We start from the raw sequence: 20,116 nt of genomic DNA, 5'->3' as shown, positions 1-20,116 counted from the left end.
ATGGATAGCCAAACCCTGATGCTGTTCGGCGGAATCGGCGCGATCCTGGTGCTCGCCTCGCTGATCGGCCTGATCCTCAAACTGCGCACCCGTGGCACACCGAATGCGGTGGTCGACAACCTTAACGCCCGCATCAATGCCTGGTGGGTGATGGTGGTGGTGATCGGTATCGCCTTCTGGCTCGGCACCGGCGCGGTGATCCTGCTGTTCTACGCGGTGTCGTTCTACGCCCTGCGCGAATTTCTCACCCTCACGCCCACCCGCCGCAGCGATTACCCAGCGCTGGTGGCGGCGTTCTATCTGGCGCTGCCGCTGCAATACCTGCTGATCTACGCCGACTGGTACGGGCTGTTCTCGATCTTTATCCCCGTGTACGTGTTCCTGCTGCTGCCGATCCTCGCCTCACTGGGCGGCGACAGCACGCACTTTCTGGAGCGTGCGTCGAAGGTGCAATGGGGCCTGATGATCGCGGTGTTCTGCGTGTCGTTCGTGCCCGCCCTGCTGACGCTCGACATTCCCGGCTACGAAGGCCGCAACCTGTTGCTGATCGCTTACCTGGTGATCGTGGTGCAGCTGTCGGACGTGCTGCAGTACGTGTGCGGCAAGCTGTTCGGCAAACACAAGATCGCGCCCAACCTGTCGCCGTCCAAAACCGTGGAAGGCTTTGTCGGCGGGATTCTGCTGTCGTCCCTGATCGGCGCGGCGCTGTGGTGGACCACGCCGTTCAACCCGTGGCAGTCATTCCTGATCGCGCTGCTGATCAACCTGCTGGGCTTCGCCGGCGGCATCGTGATGTCGGCGATCAAGCGCGACCGGGGCGTGAAGGATTGGGGGCACATGATCGAAGGCCACGGCGGGATGCTGGACCGCCTGGATTCGGTGTGCTTTGCCGCGCCGATTTTCTTCCACCTTGTGCGCTACTGGTGGACCTGAGGAACACGCTCTCTTAAGCCCAACACAGATCAATTGTGGGAGCTGGCTTGCCTGCGATAGCGGAGTGTCAGCCAGCATCACTTTTTGGTGTGCCACCGCCATCGCAGGCAAGCCAGCTCCCACAGGGTTTTGTGGTGTATTGGGAGGCCCCCGCTCAATCCGAAACCTTGCTTCGCGGCCAACCTTTCGATCGGTTTTGCGGTACGCCTCACCTTTGTGCAACACACCTGAGCACGCTGACCACTTCACGTCATCTTTTGTATCAAAGACGCGTGTAAGATAGGCCGCACTTTGCCAGGGATGCTCACCATGTTCGATTCGTTGAAAGCGATCAGCCGCCGAATTCTCGGTGCTTTACTGACTGTGGTGAGTGCCATTTTTGGCCAATGGCAGCCGCCCGCCTGGCTGCGAGCCACGGGCCGTGGCGTGGGGAACCTGGGCAGTAAAGCCCGCGCCTATCCGCGCCAGGCGGGTGCCGGGGTCTTGGGCCTGGTGCTGCTGGCCGCTGCTGGTTTCTACGGCTGGCACTGGTATTCGAATTTGCCGCAGCCCCACACCGTGGGTTATTCGCTGCATAAGCCGAACCTGACCGATTACACCCAGCAGCCTCCGGTTGTGGATAACTTGCAGGTGCGCTTTGCCGAGTCCGTGGCTCCGCTGGCGGCCATTGGCAAGCCGGTCACTGAAGGCATTACCCTTAAACCCGCTGTAGCCGGTGCCTGGCGTTGGTCTGACGACCGCACGTTATTGTTCGTGCCGGAAAAAGACTGGCCTGTGGATGCCCATTACACGCTCGACCTGGCCAAGAAACAGCTGCTGGCTGACGGCGTGCTGCTCAGCCAATACAGCAGCCAGTTCTCCACCCAACCGTTCCGCGCCACCCTGGCGCAAAACGAGCTGTACCAAGACCCGTCCAACCCCACACTGAAACAGCTGGTGGCGACCTTCCACTTTTCCCACCCGGTGGATGAAGACAACCTGCGCAAGCGCGTCTCGGTAACCCTCGGCAAAGGCCTGGCCTACCGCGACGCCCAGCTGCCCAACCGCCCGGAAATCACCTTCGACGACCTCAAGCTCAATGCTTACGTGCGCTCCGCCGCCCTGGCCACGCCACTGGAAAGCACGCCGGTCAGCGCCAAGCTCGATGAAGGCATCAAAGCCCGTGACGGCGGCAATGCCAGCAACGCGCCACTGGTGGCGGAAGTCACCGTGCCCGGCCGTTATCGCCTGACGTTTACCGGTGCCGAAGTCAGCTTTGTCGACAACGAGCGCGGCGAACCGGAACCGGTGTTGATGTTCAGCAGCTCCAGCGCCGTGGCCGATGACACCATCGCCGGTAAGGTCCAGGCCTGGCTGCTGCCGGCCAAGGCTGAAGACGACACGCGCCCTTACACCAGCAACGACATCGACGACGCGATGCTGGCGCGCAGCACCAAGGTCAGCCTGACCCACGTGCCCAGCGTCGAGCCGCTGAACACCCTGCATGCGTTCAAGTTCAAGGCTCCGGCCGGCCGCGCGCTGTATGTACGCGTGCCCGCCAACCTGGAAGCCATTGGCGGTTATCTGGCGAAAAACCCTACCGCTTCGCTGATCAGCATGCCGGCGTACCCACGCACCTTGCAGTTCCTGTCGGACGGCGCGCTGCTGAGCCTCAACGGCGAAAAACGCCTGGGTTTCATGGCCCGTGGCGTGCCCGGTGCCCATGTGGAAATCGCCCGCCTGCTGCCCAACCAGTTGCAGCATTTGGTCGACCAAAGCAGCGGCAGCTTCGCCCGGCCGAATTTCGGCAATGAATACTTCGACCGCATGGTTGAGCGTCAGTCGCTGGATATTGCGTTGTCGTCCAATGACCCGGCGAAAACCGTCTACGACAACGTCGACCTCAGCCACTACCTCACTGCCAATGGCGGCCGTCGCGGTATTTTCGTGCTCAAGCTGAGCCCGCAGGATGACCCGGCCGAGCGCACGTTCGAGTACGAACGCAACAGCACCAGCGACCTGCGTTTTATCGTGGTTACCGACCTTGGCATCATCGCCAAGCGCTCCAGCGACGGCAGCCACGATGTGTTTGTGCAGTCCATCGGCAACGGCTCGCCGGTCGCCGATGCACAAGTCGATATCATGGGTCGCAACGGTCTGCCGGTCGCCAGCGGCCGCACCGATGCCGAAGGCCACGCGCATTTCGCCAAGCTGGATGAACTGCGCCGTGAGAAAACGCCGCTGATGTATGTAGTCACGCGCGGCAATGACCAGTCGTTCCTGCCGATTGCCCGTCAGTCCCAGCAGTTGGACTTTTCACGCTTCGATGTAGGCGGTTTGGAAGAAGACGGCGCGATTAATCGCCTCAGCGCGTATATGTTCACCGACCGTGGCCTGTACCGCCCGGGCGAGACCGCGCACCTGGGCATGATCGTGCGCAGCGGCGACTGGAAAGGTGCCTTGCAAGGCCTGCCGGTTGAACTGCAAATCACCGACCCGCGCGGCCTGGAAGTGATTCGCCAGCCGCTCAAACTGTCCACCAGCGGCTTTGAAACCTTTGATTTCCCCAGCAGTGAAGTCGCTCCCGCCGGTGAGTACACCGCGACTTTGCAGCTGATCGGCCAGAAAAACACCCGCACCGACCTCGGCAGTGTCAGCTTCAAGGTCCGCGACTTCGAGCCGGACCGCATGAAGGTCAGCCTGAGCCTGCACGACACGCCGGTGTTGGGCTGGATTCCACCGGACCAGGTGGTGGCCAAAGTCACCGCGATGCACTTGTTCGGCGCGCCGGCAGCCGGCCGACGCGTCACGGCGAAGATGTCCCTGAGCCCGACGCTCGCGGCCTTTGACCGTTACCCCGATTACCGCTTCCGCCTCAACGACGCCCTGGAAGAAGCCAGCACCGAAGACCTGGCTGAAACCACCGTCGACGACAACGGCCAGGCCGTACTCGACCTCAACCTGCAACGCTTTGCCAGCAGCACCTATCGCCTGCAGGTGATGACCCAGGTGTTCGAGGCCGAAGGTGGCCGCAACGTGGCGGCGCAAAGTGCGCTGCTGGTGTCGTCCGCGCCTTATCTGGTCGGTGTGAAAAGTCAGGACTCGCTGTCGTACGTCGCCAAGGACGCCCCGCGTCAGGTGCAATGGCTGGCCGTCGCGCCGGACCTCACGCCGATGGCAGTGGATGGCCTGACCAGTGAAGTGGTCGAACACCGTTACGTATCGGTACTGGTGAAACAGTCCAACGGCACCTACAAATACGAGTCGCGCATCAAGAACATCAGCCAGCCGGCCTCACCGCTGACGATGACCAAGGACGGCGCCAAGCAGACCCTGAACACCGGCACGCCGGGTGATTTCACCCTGCAGGTCAAAGACGCCAATGGCCGCCTGCTCAACCAGATCGACTACAGCGTGGCCGGGCGCGGCAACACCTCGCGCTCGCTGGAGCGCAACGCCGAGCTGCAACTGCGCCTGGATAAACGCAGCTATGCCACCGGTGATGAGATAGCGATCAGCATCCGCGCGCCTTACACCGGTGCCGGCTTGATCACCATCGAGCGTGACAAGGTTTACACCCAACAGTGGTTCAAGGCCGACAGCACCAACAGCGTGCAACATATCCGCGTGCCTGCCGGGCTTGAAGGCAATGCCTACGTCAACGTGCAGTTTGTGCGCGACATAGGTTCGCCTGAGGTCTATATGAGCCCGCTGTCCTACGGCGTGGTGCCGTTCAGCATCAACCTGGATGCACGGCGCATGGCGCTCAAGGTTGAAGGCCCGGAGAAGATCGAGCCGGGGCAGACCCTGGATATCAAGGTCACCGCCGACCGACCAGGCCGCGCGGTGGTTTACGCGGTGGACGAAGGCATCCTGCAAGTGGCGCGTTACCAAACGCCCGACCCGTTGGGCTTCTTCTTCCAGAAACGCGCATTGGAGGTTGGCACCAGTCAGATCCTTGACCTGATCCTGCCGGAATTCAGCCGCCTGCTCAGTGGCGCAGCGCCCGGTGGTGACACCGAAGGCGCGCTGGCCAACCACCTCAACCCGTTCAAGCGTAAACACCAGCCGCCCGTGACCTGGTGGTCCGGGTTGGTTGACCTGCCGGCCGGTGAAACCGTGCTGCATTACCAGGTGCCGGACAGCTTCAACGGCAAGCTGCACCTGTTTGCGGTGGCAGTGGACAGTGACAGCGTGGGCGTCAGCGAGGCCAATACCGAAGTGCGCGGGCCGATTGTGATCACACCGAACGTGCCGGCCTTTGTGGCGCCGGGGGACGTGTTCAATGTGAGCGCCGGGGTGTTCAGTAACCTCGACGCGGCAGCGGACGTGAAGTTTGAAGTGCAGACCAGCGACGGGCTAAACGTGCAGGGCGACAAAGGCAGTACCCTGTCGCTGCAACCGCGCAAGGAAGGCACTGCCGAGTTCAAGATCAAGGTCGGTGAAACCCTCGGCTCCGCGGACCTGCGTTTTGTCGCGGTACTGCCGAACGGCAAACGTATCCAGGTCGCAGAAACCACGTCGATCCGCCCACTGAGCGAGCATCGAGTGGCCTTGAGCCTGGGCCGGTTCGACAGCGCCAGCAAAGAGCTGAAACCGACGCGTGAGCTGTTCAGCCAATTGCGCGATGTGCAACTGGGTGTGGCTGCCTCGCCGCTGGTATGGGCCAACGGCCTCAAGCATTACCTGGATGACTATGGCTACGCCTGCACCGAGCAATTGGTGTCCAAGGCCATGCCGGCGTTGATCTTGGGCGGTACCGCACCAGAAGCCGAACAAGCCTTCAGCGGCGCGGTGCGCATGCTGCGCCAGCGCCAGAACTCGGCCGGTGGCTTTGGTTTGTGGGCCGCCAACCCGGACGTGGCGCCGTATGCCAGCCTGTACGCCACCGACTTCCTGATCGAAGCCAAGGAACGCGGGCTGCCGGTGCCGGAAGACCTGCTGGCGCGCTCCAACGCCTACCTGACCGACTTGGCCAATGGCCCTAGCGAAGGTCTGTCGGAATTGCGCAACCGTGCCTACGCCAGTTACCTCTTGAGCCGTCAGGGAATTCTGGTGAGCGGCGCCTTGAGCGACATTCGCGAGCGTTACGAGAGCTACTTCAAAGACACCTGGCAGAACGACTTGGGCGCCGCTTACCTGGCGGCCAGTTACAAGCTGCTCAAGCAGGATCGTCAGGCCGACACCTTGTTCCGCAAAATCCCGTGGCGTTCGCTGGTGGATAAGTGGGACAGCGACGGCCTGTATTACGACCCGCTGGTACACGACGCCGAGCACTTGCACCTGCTGGCGCGCCAATTCCCCGAGTTGCTTGACGATGTACCGACGGCGCTGCTGGATAAACTCGGCAAGCGCCTGAACGAACAGCGTTACAACTCGCTGTCGGCCGCCCTGCTGCTGCGCGCCCTGGACAATTATGGCCAGCGCGCCCAGAGCGACATGACCCTCAAGGCGACCGCCTGGCTGGGCGACAAGCAACAGCAATTGCTGGAGATGGCCGGCCAGCCACCGCGCGCCGCCGTGCCGGGTAAAACGCAGAAGCTGGTGATGGAAAAAACCGACGGACCGGCCGCCTTCTACATGCTCAGCGAAGCCGGTTTCGACAAGGGCGCCAAGCTCAAGCCCATCAACAATGGCCTGGAGATCATCCACGAATACCTCGACCTCAAAGGCGAGCCAGTGAGCAAAGTCGCGGTGGGCGACGAGTTCCTGGTGCGCCTGCGCCTGCGCGCCACCGACCGCGACCAAGTGCAGCAAGTGGCCGTGGTCGATCTGCTGCCCGGTGGCGTCGAGCCTGTGTATAACTTGCCGCCGGAGCCGGAAGCGGCCGCCAGCAACGAAGAAAGTGAAAGTGAAGGCGACGATTCCGAGTACGTGGAAACCGCAGACGGTGACGAAGCCGATACCTGGCAGGCGCCGATCGGCGAAACCGAGCTGAGCAACTGGCAGCCGGACTACGTGGACGTGCGCGATGATCGGGTGGTGTTGTACGGCACCGCGCTGCGTGATGTAGGCACTTTCGTGTACCGCGTGCGCGCCACCAACGCAGGGACGTTCAATACGCCACCGGCCTACGCCGAAGGCATGTACGAAACCACCCTGCAAGGGCGCGGCAAAGTAGGCCAGCTTGAAATTACCAAGCCTTAAACGCCTGACGCCGCTGCTTGCAGCGGCGGTACTCTTTACAGGCACGCTGGCGGGGCTGCGATGGTGGCCCCATGCCCCGCTGGAACAGGCCGTCACCTCGTCCCGCGTGGTGTTGGCCGATGACGGCGCGTTGCTGCGCATGACCTTGGCGCAGGACGGGCAATATCGCCTGTGGCTGCCGCTGGAGCGCATGTCACCGTCACTGGTCGAGGCCTTGCTGCTAAAGGAAGACCGCAATTTCTATTGGCACCCGGGCATCAACCCCCCGGCGTTGCTGCGCGCGGCCATGGCCACCTACAGCGGCGGCCAGCGCCAGGGCGGCTCGACCTTGAGCATGCAGCTGGCGCGGCGGCTGTGGGACCTCAACACCCGCCAAGTGCCGGGCAAATTGCAGCAGATGGCCCTGGCGCTGTGGCTGGAAGCGCGCTACAGCAAGCACGATATCCTTGAGGCTTACCTGAACCTGGCGCCCATGGGTGGCAATATCGAGGGCGCCGAAGCGGCCAGCCGGATTTACTTTGGCAAGTCGGCGGCGCAGTTGTCGTTGTCCGAAGCCTTGGCGCTGGCGGTGATCCCACAGCAACCGGGGCGACGCGCGCGCTTCGGGCCGTCGCTGCAACATGCGCGGCTGCGCTTGATGGCCGACTGGCGCGAAACTTATCCACAGGACCCGCGTAACGACAGTTTGCTCGACTTGCCTCTGGAGGCGCGCAACCGCCAGCAGATACCGTTTCTGGCACCGCACTTGAGCGAACAGCTGCTGGCGTCGCAACCCGGCAACGAACTCAACTCAACCCTCAACCTGCCTTTGCAGCAACTGCTCGAACGCTTGATCACAGGCTTTATTGCCGAGCGGCGCAGTACCGGTGTGGAAAACGCCACGGCCATCCTTGTGGACAGCCGCGACCAGAGCGTCAAGGCGCTGGTAGGTTCGGCGGATTACTTATCCACAGGCATCCACGGGCAGGTCAACGGCGTGTTGTCGCGGCGCTCGCCGGGGTCGACGCTCAAGCCGTTTCTGTATGGGTTGGCGCTGGATCAGGGGGTTATCCACCCCATGAGCATCCTCAAGGATTTACCCAGTAACTTCGGCTACTTCCAGCCGGAAAATTTCGACGGCAGTTTTGTCGGGCCACTGACGGCGCGGGATGCGTTGATCCGTAGTCGCAATATTCCGGCGGTGTGGCTCGCCAGCCAGGTGCAGTCGCCCTCGCTGTATGGCTTGCTGCAACGCGCCGGTATCAAAGGCTTGCGTGGGGAAAGCCACTACGGTTTGGCCCTGGCCTTGGGCGGCGGCGAGATGACGCCGGAGGAACTGGCGCGCCTGTATGTGATGCTGGCAGGTGACGGGCATCTGCGGCCTTTGCGCTATTTGCAGGAACAACCGCAAACCACCGGCGCGCAACTGCTCACGCCCCAAGCAGCCTTTATGGTGCGCGACATGCTGCGCCGCAACCCACGCCCGGATGGTCTGCCCGGCCGCCACTGGCGCACCGCGTGGAAAACCGGCACCTCATGGGGCTTTCACGATGCCTGGAGCGCGGGCCTGGTGGGGCCGTATGTGCTGGTGGTGTGGGTGGGCAATTTTGATGGGCGGCCGAACCCGACGTTTATCGGCGCCAAAACCGCCGCGCCGCTGTTCTTCCGTATCGCCGACGCCCTGCCGCTGGCCTTGCCCAACGTGGTTATCAAGCCCGACAAGCCGCCCGCCGGGCTGGTGCGCATCGACGTGTGTGCGGCCTCCGGCGAGTTGCCCAACCGCTGGTGCCCGCAAACCCGCAAGACCTGGTACATCCCCGGCGTGTCGCCAATTCGCGTGTCCAACCTGCACCGCCCGGTACTGATCGATACCCGCACCGGCAAGGCCGCGTGCCCGCCGTTCGACCCGCAATACACCCGCGAAGAAGTCTTCGAATTCTGGCCCAGCGACGTGCAGCGCCTTTATCGCGCCGCCGGCCTGCCCCGGCGCACGCCGCCCGATGTGATGAAAAATTGCCAGCCCAACCGCATCAGCGACCAAAGCGAAGCGCCGCAAATTCGCTCGCCGCTGACCCAGGTGAGCTACCAGTTGCGCCTGTCCCAGCCGCAGGAAAGCATTCCGCTCAATGCCAACGCGGCCAGTGATGCGACCACGCTGTACTGGTTTGCCGACCAGACCCTGATCGGCCAAGGCCCGCCGCAAACCACCTTGAACTGGCGGCCGGGCAAGTCGGGCGAATACCGGCTGCGGGTCAGCGATGATCAGGGGCGCAGTGCTAGCCGCGGGTTACGAGTAGAGTTTGTACCTTAGGTCAACTCGGTTTTGAAAACGCTCGCCACCAACGCCTGCAAAGCCCGCTGTTGGGTAATAGAAAAGGCCAGTGCGACGATGATCACGCTCAGCCAGATCAAAAAAATCTTGAATGGATCGAACTCGAGCGCCACCAATGCCCACGTCACCAGGCCGCCACCGATCACGCCAACCACTCCCCAGGCGATAAGTATGGGCTGAACCCGCTTGTGGATATCTCGATAAAGAAACACCCGTGCAACGCACATCAGCACGAATACTATGCCCATCCAACCGAAGGCAGCCAACAACGGCAGCGATAAACCTTGGCGCTGATACAACAAAGCCACCCATTCATGGAATGGCCCCAATACAGCCATTTGCTGGAACGTATCGCGGCTGGGCAACTGCCACTGCATCCATTGCGCCGGATCTATAAGCAGTAGCGCCATACCGAACAACACCACCAAGGCACTGCATAACCCCAAGGCGCGCCACGCTGGCACAGCGAGACGATAGTTGTTCACAGTGCGCAGCCGCTCCACACCAAATACCGTATCGGCCTCCTCACCCCGGACGATCACCGTTTTACCGTTACGCTGTATTGCAGTACCGATAACCATGACCTCCAGGCTTTCGCTGAGCAAGATTTCTCCTTGCTGGCGGCCCGGTCCTGCGGTGTAACGATAGTCCCCTAGCTGTGGCACTTGGCCTGAAAACAACTCAATGCCTTCGGCGATGATATCCACAGTGCCGTGGGCATCCTTGAGCGCAAAGTCATTGCATTGTGCGTCAGTAAATACTGTCCGCCATGCATCCCTTTCGCCGCTGTCGCGGTAGCTCTCCTGGATCTGCAGTGAATACCCGGCACAGGGCAAGCCATCCACTGGGGATAAGCGCGACTCTTTGAGCATCACAGTGCCACAGACTTTTACCAGACCAGGTCTCAGCGAGTACGAAAGGCTGAGCGGCAAGCGTTTGTCCGCACGGTAGAAACCTCTGTTCATAGTGATGACACCCCTGTCTGGCTATCCATAAGGCTGCCTTCTAGGGATAAGGTGGCCGCTAATGCACATCAATGAGGCAGGGAGCATGGGGGTTCTCGGCGGGCTACCTCATGCAGTCAACTCGGTGTAATTCGACTCGCCGCCACCTGTCGCGCCCGACAACCAGCCCCAAACAAAGCTCAAGGTTGTGCGCCCTGACGCGTCGACACCCACTGTACCTCTCGACCACCCGGCAAGTAGTTGCTCGTCCACCGTCACACAGTGAAAAAGCAGCTCAAAGGTGTTGTGACCTGTCACCTGTCCGACCTGCGCTCCCAAACGAATCCGACCGCCTTGGTAAGTACTCGAAATAACGCCATCTTCGACCAGGTAATGAAATACCGTGCCGACACCGGACAGTCCTTGGGCGTTGTTCGCCACCGCAAATCGGCGATTGTGCAAGCGTGCGTGTACGATTGTAGAGAGGCTTTGCATAAACGGGCGTCCTTGAGTTGGCGGCTCCAGCATGTAAAAAGGGTCTATTGAAATAGCCCCTTCCGATACGCCAGCAGCGCTTACTCCACCGTCACCGACTTCGCCAGGTTACGCGGCTGGTCAACGTCAGTGCCCTTGAGCACAGCAACGTAATACGACAGCAGCTGCAACGGGATGGTGTAGAGGATCGGCGACAGGGTGTCGTGGATGTGCGGCATGTTGATCACGTGGGTGCCTTCGCCATTGGTCATGCCAGCCTTTTCGTCGGCAAACACGATCAACTGACCGCCACGCGCGCGTACTTCCTGCAGGTTGGATTTGAGCTTTTCCAGCAGTTCGTTGTTCGGCGCGACGGTGACCACCGGCATGTCGTCATCCACCAGGGCCAATGGGCCGTGTTTGAGTTCGCCGGCCGGGTAGGCTTCGGCGTGGATGTACGAGATTTCCTTGAGCTTGAGCGAGCCTTCCATCGCTACCGGGTATTGCGCGCCACGGCCGAGGAACAGGGTGTGGTTTTTGTCGGCGAACAGTTCGGCGACTTTTTCCACGGTGCTGTCCATGGCCAGGGCTTCGCCCAGACGGGCCGGCAGGCGGCGCAGTTCTTCAACCAATGTGGCTTCGACGCCTTCGGCGAGGGTGCCGCGCACCTGGCCCAGGGACAGGGTCAGCAGCAACAGGCCAACGAGTTGGGTGGTAAAGGCTTTGGTGGACGCCACGCCGATTTCGCGACCGGCCTGGGTCAACAGGGTCAGGTCGGACTCGCGCACCAGCGAGCTGATGCTGACGTTGCAGATTGCCAGGCTGCCAAGGAAGCCGAGTTCTTTGGCATTACGCAGCGCGGCCAGGGTGTCAGCCGTTTCGCCGGACTGGGAGATGGTCACGAACAGGGTGTCGGGCTGCACCACCACCTTGCGGTAGCGGAACTCGCTGGCGACTTCGACCTGGCACGGGATGCCGGCCAGTTCTTCGAGCCAATAACGGGCAACCATACCGGCGTGGTAGCTGGTGCCGCAGGCGACGATCTGCACATTGCGCACTTTGGCGAACAGCTCGGCGGCTTGTGGGCCGAAGGCGTTGACCAGCACTTGGTTCTGGCTCAGGCGGCCTTCCAGGGTGCGTTGCACCACAGACGGTTGCTCGTGGATTTCCTTGAGCATGAAGTGGCGGAATTCGCCTTTATCAGCGGCCTCGGCACCGTCGCGGTATTGCACAGCTTCGCGCTCGACCGGCACGCCGTTGACGTCCCAGATCTGCACACTTTCACGGCGAATATCGGCGATATCACCTTCTTCCAGGTACATGAAGCGGTCAGTCACTTGGCGCAGGGCCAGTTGGTCGGAGGCAAGGAAGTTTTCGCCCAGGCCCAGGCCAATCACCAACGGGCTGCCACTGCGCGCAGCCACCACGCGGTCGGGTTGGCTGGCGCAGACCACGGCCAGGCCATAGGCGCCGTGCAGTTCCTTGACGGTGGCTTTGAGCGCGACAGTCAGGTCGCCGAGGTCCTTGAGCTTGTGGTTGAGCAGATGGGCGATGACTTCGGTGTCGGTGTCCGAGGTGAACTCGTAGCCCAGGCCCTTGAGCTGTTCGCGCAGCACTTCGTGGTTTTCGATAATGCCGTTGTGCACCACGGCCAGGTCGCCGGAGAAATGCGGGTGAGCGTTACGTTCGCACGGTGCACCGTGGGTGGCCCAACGGGTGTGGGCGATACCCAGACGACCCACCAGCGGCTCGCCGAGCAAAGCTTGTTCCAGCTCGCTGACTTTGCCTGGGCGGCGCATGCGCTCGAGCTTGCCGGCGTTGGTAAATACGGCTACACCGGCGCTGTCATAGCCGCGGTATTCCAGACGTTTGAGGCCTTCAAGCAGGATGGCGGTGACGTTGCGTTCAGCGACTGCGCCTACAATTCCACACATGGTGTATCTCCTAGATGATTGCCGCGCATATCAGCGTAATGCCGCGGGCTTGGATCTGGTCGCGGGCCTCAAGCGGCAGGCGATCATCGGTAATAAGGGTATGGACGCTGCTCCAGGGCAGCTCCAGATTGGGGATCTTGCGGCCGATCTTGTCGGATTCGACCATCACCACCACTTCACGGGCGACGTCGGCCATTACACGGCTCAGGCCCAGCAGTTCGTTGAAGGTGGTGGTGCCACGTTCCAGATCGATGCCGTCGGCGCCGATAAACAACTGATCAAAATCATAGGAACGCAGCACTTGTTCGGCGACCTGGCCCTGGAATGAATCCGAATGCGGGTCCCAGGTGCCGCCGGTCATCAATAACACCGGCTCATGTTCCAGCTCGCTCAGCGCGCGGGCCACGTGCAGGGAGTTGGTCATCACCACCAGGCCTGGCTGGTGGCCCAGCTCCGGGATCATGGCGGCGGTGGTGCTGCCGCTGTCGATGATGATGCGCGCGTGTTCACGCAAGCGCATGACGGCCGCACGGGCGATGGCGCGCTTGTAAGCCGAGATGGGTTGAGCGGCATCACCGACCAGCTCTTGGGGCATGGTGATCGCGCCACCGTAGCGGCGCAGCAGCAGGCCATTGCTTTCGAGGGCGGCGAGGTCCTTGCGGATGGTCACTTCCGACGTTTCGAAACGTTTGGCCAATTCGTCCACGCTGACTTCGCCCTGTTCATTGAGCAGGGTCAGAATGTTGTGGCGTCGTTGGGGTGTATTTCGTTTCGACATGGTAGTGATAAGTTTCGTTTCGAAAGATAACGAAGGCAATCAAAACCTATTGGCGAAAGATCGTCAAGCGGCAAGCTGTAATTTTTACGCTGATTTTTGCTAACACCACTCGACCAATGTGGGAGCTGGCTTGCCTGCGATGGCGGAGTGTCAGGCGACATTCATGTTGAATGTCGGACCGCTATCGCAGGCAAGTCAGCTCCCACAGGAGATAGCGTTAGCCGATGGGGTTGTGGATAACTCAGGGCTTTTTGATTTTGACCGGGCGTTTCCAGCCGTCGATATTACGCTGCCGGGCGCGGGCCACGGCCAGTTGGGACTTATCCACATCCTGGTTGATGGTCGAACCTGCCGCTGTGTTGGAACCATCACCGATGGTGACCGGCGCAATCAGCGAGTTGTTGGAGCCGATAAACACGTCTTCACCAATAGTTGTCTGGTACTTGTTGGCGCCATCGTAGTTGCAGGTGATCGCACCGGCGCCGATGTTGCTGCGCGCGCCGATCACCGCATCACCGAGGTAGGCCAAGTGACCGGCCTTGGCGTCGTCGCCCATTTTCGCGTTCTTGAGTTCAACGAAATTGCCGACGTGCGCACGGGCACCCAGCACACTGCCCGGACGAAGGCGCGCAAACGGACCGGCATCACTGCCCTCGCCCATCACTGCACCCTCAAGATGGCTGTTGGCCTTGACCACCACACCTTTGCGCAAGGTGCTGTCCTTGATTACGCAGTTAGGGCCAATTACCACGTCGTCTTCAATGATCACGCGGCCTTCAAGGATCACGTTGATGTCGATCAGCACATCACGGCCAACCGTGACCTCACCCCGCACATCGAAGCGCGCCGGATCACGCAGGGTTACGCCCTGGGCCATAAGGCGGCGACCTTCACGCAATTGGTAGTGGCGCTCAAGCTCGGCAAGCTGCTTGCGGTCGTTGGCGCCCTGCACTTCCATCGGGTCATGGGGCTGCTCGGTGGCAACCAGCAGGCCGTCACTGACGGCCATCTCAATGACGTCGGTGAGGTAGTACTCGCCCTGGGCATTGTTGTTGGACAAGCGGCTCATCCAGTCAGCCAGCATGTTGGCCGGCACGGCGAGAATACCGGTGTTGCCTTCGGTAATCGCACGCTGGGCTTCGCTGGCGTCTTTGTGTTCGACGATGGCAGCGACCTTGCCGCTGGCATCGCGCACGATACGGCCGTAGCCGGTTGGGTCATCCAGCTCAACGGTGAGCAGGCCCATCTGGCCAGGTACTACTTGCTTGAGCAGGCGTTGCAGGGTTTCGACTTCGATCAGCGGTACGTCGCCGTAGAGGATCAGTACGGTGTCGGCGCTGATGAACGGTACGGCCTGCGCAGTCGCGTGGCCGGTGCCCAGTTGTTTGTCCTGCAACACGAAATTCAAATCATCCGCCGCCAGGCGTTCACGCACCACGTCGGCACCATGGCCAATCACCACGTGAATACGCTGGGGGTCCAGCTGCCGGGCGCTGTGGATAACATGACCAAGCATGGAATTGCCCGCGATCGGGTGCAGCACCTTGGGCAGGGCTGAACGCATGCGGGTGCCCTGGCCTGCGGCGAGAATGACAATTTCAAGAGACATGAATGGCTACCAATCCTGGGCGGTCCGACTTCAGACCTGAGAAGTGTTTTGCTGAAAAAGAAAAAGGGTAGCCGAGGCTACCCTTTTTAATCAATCGCGCTTGAAGCATTGCGGCTGGGCCGCTTACTTCTTGCGGATCTGCTGGAGCGTGCGCAGCTGGGCTGCAGCCTCGGCCAGACGTACAGCAGCAGCGCTGTAGTCGAAGTCCGCACCCTTTTCATTCAGGGCCTTCTCGGCAGCCTTGACGGCTTCCTGAGCGGAGGCTTCATCCAGGTCGCCAGCACGTTGCACGGTGTCGGCAAGTACCTTGACCATGTTCGGCTGAACCTCGAGGAAACCGCCGGAGATGTAAAACACCTCACGTTCCCCGCCTTGCTTGGTCAGAGTGATCGGACCTGGCTTCAAGCTGGTGATCAACGGTGCGTGACCCATGGCGATACCAAGATCACCCAGATCGCCGTGTGCAATCACCATTTCTACCAGACCGGAGAAGATTTCCCCTTCCGCGCTGACGATATCGCAATGGACTGTCATAGCCATCTGATTGCCTCAACCTGATGAGCGCCCGTTTCCGGGCGCCGAGATTACAGTTTCTTGGCTTTCTCGATCGCTTCTTCGATGCCGCCGACCATGTAGAACGCTTGTTCTGGCAGGTGGTCGTAGTCACCGTTGAGGATGCCTTTGAAGCCAGCAATGGTGTCTTTCAGGGAAACGTATTTACCCGAAGCACCGGTGAAGACTTCAGCCACGAAGAACGGCTGCGACAAGAAACGCTGGATCTTACGAGCACGGTTAACCAACTGCTTGTCGGCTTCCGACAGCTCGTCCATACCCAGGATCGCAATGATGTCCTTCAGTTCTTTGTAACGCTGCAGCACGTACTGAACGCCGCGAGCGGTGTCGTAGTGCTCCTGGCCGATCACGTTCGGGTCCAGCTGGCGCGAAGTCGAGTCGAGTGGATCGACCGCTGGGTAGATACCCAGGGAAGCGATGTCACGGGACAGAACGACGGTGGCGTCCAAGTGGGCGAAGGTGGTCGCAGGCGACGGGTCAGTCAAGTCATCCGCAGGTACGTATACCGCTTGGATCGAGGTGATCGAACCTTCTTTGGTCGAAGTGATACGTTCTTGCAGAACGCCCATCTCTTCGGCCAGGGTCGGCTGGTAACCTACTGCGGAAGGCATACGACCCAGCAGTGCGGATACTTCAGTACCGGCCAAGGTGTAACGGTAGATGTTGTCGACGAACAGCAGAACGTCGTTACCTTCGTCACGGAACTTCTCGGCCATGGTCAGGCCGGTCAGTGCTACGCGCAGACGGTTACCCGGCGGCTCGTTCATCTGACCGTAAACCAGTGCCACTTTGTCCAGAACGTTGGAGTCCTTCATCTCGTGGTAGAAGTCGTTACCCTCACGAGTACGCTCACCCACACCGGCGAACACGGAATAACCGCTGTGCTCGATGGCGATGTTACGGATCAGTTCCATCATGTTTACGGTTTTGCCTACACCGGCACCACCGAACAGACCGACTTTACCGCCTTTGGCGAACGGGCAAACCAGGTCGATAACCTTGATACCGGTTTCGAGCAGATCGTTGCCGCCAGCTTGTTCGGCGAACGAAGGTGCTGGACGGTGAATGCCCCAGCGCTCTTCGGTGTCGATCGGGCCAGCTTCGTCAATCGGGTTGCCCAGTACGTCCATGATCCGGCCCAGGGTCGCTTTACCGACCGGTACGGAGATGGCAGCGCCAGTGTCGACAACGTCCAGACCGCGCTTCAAGCCTTCGGTGGAACCCATCGCAATGGTACGAACCACGCCGTCGCCCAGCTGCTGCTGAACTTCCAGGGTGGTTTCCGCGCCTTGTACTTTCAGCGCGTTGTAGATGCTCGGTACGCTGTCGCGTGGGAATTCCACGTCGATAACGGCGCCGATGATTTGAACGATACGTCCGCTACTCATAGCTGGATCCTCTGAATATTTGAACCGTTAAACCGCGGCAGCGCCGCCGACGATTTCCGAGATCTCTTGGGTGATCGCAGCCTGACGCGCCTTGTTGTAGATCAGCTGCAAATCGCTGATCAGATCACCGGCGTTATCGGTAGCGTTTTTCATCGCGATCATCCGCGCCGCTTGTTCAGCTGCGTTGTTCTCGACCACCGCCTGGTACACCTGCGACTCCACGTAGCGCACCATCAAGCCGTCAAGCAGCTCTTTGGCGTCTGGTTCGTAGAGGTAGTCCCAGTGGTGCTTGAGTTCCTGATCCGGAGTCGCCACCAGTGGAATCAATTGCTCCACGGTTGGCTGCTGGGTCATGGTGTTGATGAACTTGTTGGATACCACGGACAGGCGGTCAATCCGGCCTTCCAGGTACGCATCCAGCATCACCTTCACACTGCCGATCAAATCATTGATCGACGGCTCTTCACCCAGGTGGCTGATAGCTGCAACGACGTTACCGCCGAAGTTGCGGAAAAAGGCCGCACCCTTGCTACCAACTACACACAGATCGATCTCGACGCCCTTTTCGCGGTTTACCGCCATGTCCTTGACCAGGGCCTTGAACAGGTTGGTATTCAGACCACCGCACAAACCACGGTCACTGCTCACTACCACATAACCCACACGCTTAACTTCGCGGTCGATCATGAACGGGTGGCGGTATTCCGGGTTGGCGTTAGCCAAATGCCCAATTACCTGGCGGATACGCTCCGCATAAGGACGGCTAGCAGCCATGCGCATTTGTGCCTTGCGCATTTTGCTGACCGCCACTTTTTCCATGGCGCTGGTAATCTTTTGCGTGCTTTTGATGCTCGCAATCTTACTGCGAATCTCTTTTGCGCCTGCCATGTAACACCTATCAGGTTAGCAAGCGGGAGCCTTGCGGCTCCCGCTGCGGCTTACCAGGTTTGGGTGGCCTTGAACTTCTCGATACCGGCTTTCATGCCAGCGTCGATTTCGTCATTGAAGTCACCCTTCACGTTGATCTTGGCCAACAAGTCGGCGTGATCGCGGTTGAAGTAAGCAATCAGCGCTTGTTCAAAGCTGCCGACCTTGGTGATTTCGACGTCAGTCAGGAACCCACGCTCAGCGGCATACAGCGACAACGCCATGTCAGCGATCGACATTGGGGCGTATTGCTTCTGCTTCATCAGCTCGGTAACGCGCTGACCATGCTCAAGTTGCTTACGGGTCGCTTCGTCCAGGTCAGAAGCGAACTGGGCGAATGCCGCCAGTTCACGGTACTGAGCCAGAGCGGTACGGATACCACCGGAGAGCTTCTTGATGATCTTGGTCTGAGCGGCACCACCCACACGGGATACCGAAACACCGGCGTTCACAGCAGGACGGATCCCGGAGTTGAACATGGCCGATTCCAGGAAGATCTGACCGTCGGTGATGGAAATCACGTTGGTCGGAACGAACGCGGAAACGTCGCCAGCCTGGGTTTCGATGATCGGCAGTGCGGTCAGGGAACCGGTTTTGCCGGTCACTGCGCCGTTGGTGAACTTCTCTACGTATTCTTCCGAAACGCGGGATGCGCGCTCCAGCAGACGGGAGTGGAGATAGAACACGTCGCCTGGGTAAGCTTCACGGCCTGGTGGACGGCGCAGCAGCAGGGAAATCTGGCGGTAAGCCACTGCTTGCTTGGACAGATCGTCATAAACGATCAGCGCGTCTTCACCGCGGTCGCGGAAGAATTCACCCATGGTGCAACCGGAGTACGGTGCCAGGAATTGCAGCGCAGGAGATTCCGAAGCACTGGCAGCCACGATGATCGTGTTGGCCAGGGCGCCGTTTTCTTCCAGCTTGCGAACCACGTTGGCGATGGTCGATTGCTTCTGACCAATGGCTACGTAGACGCAGAAAATGCCGCTGTCTTTCTGGTTGATGATCGCGTCGATCGCCAGAGCGGTTTTACCGATCTGACGGTCACCGATGATCAGCTCACGCTGGCCACGGCCGACTGGGATCATGGCATCGACAGCCTTGTAGCCAGTCTGTACAGGCTGGTCTACCGACTTACGCCAGATCACGCCTGGAGCAACTTTCTCGACCGCGTCGGTCTCGGTGTTGCCCAGTGGACCTTTACCGTCAACAGGGTTACCCAGTGCGTCGACTACGCGACCCAGCAGTTCCTTACCAACCGGAACTTCCAGGATGCGGCCTGTGCACTTGGCGCTCATGCCTTCAGCCAGACTGGTGTACGCGCCCAATACAACGGCACCTACGGAGTCTTGCTCCAGGTTGAGGGCCATACCGTAGACGCCGCCCGGAAACTCGATCATCTCGCCGTACATGACGTCGGCCAGACCGTGAATCCGCACGATGCCGTCAGATACGCTGACGACAGTGCCTTCGTTACGGGCTTGGGAGGTCACATCGAGCTTGTCGATGCGGCCCTTGATAATTTCACTTATTTCGGAAGGATTGAGTTGCTGCATTGCTCTGCTGCCCCTTCAAACTCAAGATTTCAATGCTTCGGCAAGTTTCGCGATTTTGCCGCGAATCGAGCCATCGATAACCAGGTCGCCGGCACGGATAACAACACCACCAATCAGGGATGCGTCCTCCGAAGCTTGCAGGCGCACTTCCCGATTGAGTCGTGCACTGAGAACCTTGGCGAGTTTGTCTTGCTGTTCTTGGTTCAATGCAAAAGCACTGGTCACTTCAACGTCTACCGACTTCTCTTCTTCGGCCTTGTACAGGTCGAACAGAGCGGCGATCTCCGGCAAAAGCGGGAGACGGTCGTTTTCGGCAACGACGTGGATGAAGTTCTGTACCTTCACATCAAACTTGTCGCCGCACACTTCAATAAAAGTGGCGGCCTTGTCTGCGCTCGTCAGTCGCGGGGCCTTGAGCACGCGCTGCATGGTGTCGTCTTGCGACACTGCTGCAGCCAGGCCGAGCATGGCTGACCAAGAGGCCAGCTGCTGGTGGGCCTGGGCGTGCTCGAAGGCTGCCTTAGCGTAAGGTCGGGCCAACGTGGTCAATTCTGCCATGATCG

At 60.3% G+C, this 20,116-nt stretch carries 13 protein-coding genes; 3 read left to right on the top strand and 10 right to left on the bottom strand.

The genetic code is table 11. The features are described from left to right. The 3 genes from GIW28_RS00150 (at window position 1) to pbpC (ending at window position 9,349) form a co-directional block, all read left to right on the top strand. Window positions 1–933, top strand: a complete 933-nt coding sequence (locus GIW28_RS00150) for a phosphatidate cytidylyltransferase (RefSeq protein ID WP_017135107.1) — start codon at window positions 1–3, stop codon at window positions 931–933. A 309-nt stretch (window positions 934–1,242) separates the two neighbouring features. Continuing rightward, window positions 1,243–7,059, top strand: a complete 5,817-nt coding sequence (locus GIW28_RS00145) for an MG2 domain-containing protein (protein ID WP_236445618.1) — start codon at window positions 1,243–1,245, stop codon at window positions 7,057–7,059. Next, window positions 7,040–9,349, top strand: a complete 2,310-nt coding sequence (gene pbpC / locus GIW28_RS00140; RefSeq protein WP_236445628.1) for a penicillin-binding protein 1C — start codon at window positions 7,040–7,042, stop codon at window positions 9,347–9,349. Before GIW28_RS00145 ends, pbpC begins: the two co-directional genes overlap by 20 nt. On the opposite strand, the gene GIW28_RS00135 is transcribed toward pbpC, so the two are convergent. The 10 genes from GIW28_RS00135 to GIW28_RS00090 form a co-directional block, all read right to left on the bottom strand. After that, on the bottom strand, window positions 9,346–10,335 hold the full coding sequence (locus GIW28_RS00135; RefSeq protein ID WP_236445630.1) for a hypothetical protein: 990 nt from the start codon (window positions 10,333–10,335) through the stop codon (window positions 9,346–9,348). The genes pbpC and GIW28_RS00135 overlap by 4 nt on opposite strands. Before the next feature lie 108 nt (window positions 10,336–10,443). Then, complete coding sequence (locus tag GIW28_RS00130) at window positions 10,444–10,809, bottom strand: hypothetical protein (protein ID WP_138450349.1); 366 nt, start codon at window positions 10,807–10,809, stop codon at window positions 10,444–10,446. A gap of 80 nt (window positions 10,810–10,889) precedes the next feature. Further along, complete coding sequence (gene glmS, locus GIW28_RS00125) at window positions 10,890–12,722, bottom strand: glutamine--fructose-6-phosphate transaminase (isomerizing) (RefSeq protein WP_099550204.1); 1,833 nt, start codon at window positions 12,720–12,722, stop codon at window positions 10,890–10,892. A gap of 10 nt (window positions 12,723–12,732) precedes the next feature. Beyond that, complete coding sequence (locus GIW28_RS00120; protein ID WP_099550203.1) at window positions 12,733–13,500, bottom strand: DeoR/GlpR family DNA-binding transcription regulator; 768 nt, start codon at window positions 13,498–13,500, stop codon at window positions 12,733–12,735. 241 nt (window positions 13,501–13,741) lie between these two features. Beyond that, a complete protein-coding gene (gene glmU, locus GIW28_RS00115) occupies window positions 13,742–15,109 on the bottom strand; it encodes a bifunctional UDP-N-acetylglucosamine diphosphorylase/glucosamine-1-phosphate N-acetyltransferase GlmU (RefSeq protein WP_236445631.1) in 1,368 nt (455 codons plus the stop codon). Between the two features lie 123 nt (window positions 15,110–15,232). Next, on the bottom strand, window positions 15,233–15,649 hold the full coding sequence (locus GIW28_RS00110; protein WP_017135117.1) for a F0F1 ATP synthase subunit epsilon: 417 nt from the start codon (window positions 15,647–15,649) through the stop codon (window positions 15,233–15,235). Between the two features lie 44 nt (window positions 15,650–15,693). After that, window positions 15,694–17,070, bottom strand: a complete 1,377-nt coding sequence (gene atpD / locus GIW28_RS00105) for a F0F1 ATP synthase subunit beta (protein ID WP_017135118.1) — start codon at window positions 17,068–17,070, stop codon at window positions 15,694–15,696. 27 nt (window positions 17,071–17,097) lie between these two features. Next, window positions 17,098–17,958 (bottom strand): F0F1 ATP synthase subunit gamma, encoded by an 861-nt coding sequence (gene atpG, locus GIW28_RS00100; RefSeq protein WP_010207685.1) that lies wholly within the window; start codon window positions 17,956–17,958, stop codon window positions 17,098–17,100. A gap of 50 nt (window positions 17,959–18,008) precedes the next feature. Beyond that, entirely contained in the window at window positions 18,009–19,553 is a 1,545-nt protein-coding gene (gene atpA / locus GIW28_RS00095; RefSeq protein ID WP_017135120.1) for a F0F1 ATP synthase subunit alpha, read from the bottom strand. A 21-nt stretch (window positions 19,554–19,574) separates the two neighbouring features. Continuing rightward, a complete protein-coding gene (locus GIW28_RS00090; protein ID WP_017135121.1) occupies window positions 19,575–20,111 on the bottom strand; it encodes a F0F1 ATP synthase subunit delta in 537 nt (178 codons plus the stop codon). Window positions 20,112–20,116: the final 5 nt, after the last annotated feature.

The organism is Pseudomonas sp. PA-5-4B, from assembly GCF_021606215.1.
In the GTDB taxonomy this organism is placed as follows: Bacteria; Pseudomonadota; Gammaproteobacteria; order Pseudomonadales; family Pseudomonadaceae; genus Aquipseudomonas; species Aquipseudomonas edaphica.
Note: the sequence above shows the minus strand (reverse complement) of the source record. Positions and strands in the feature narration are given on the sequence as shown.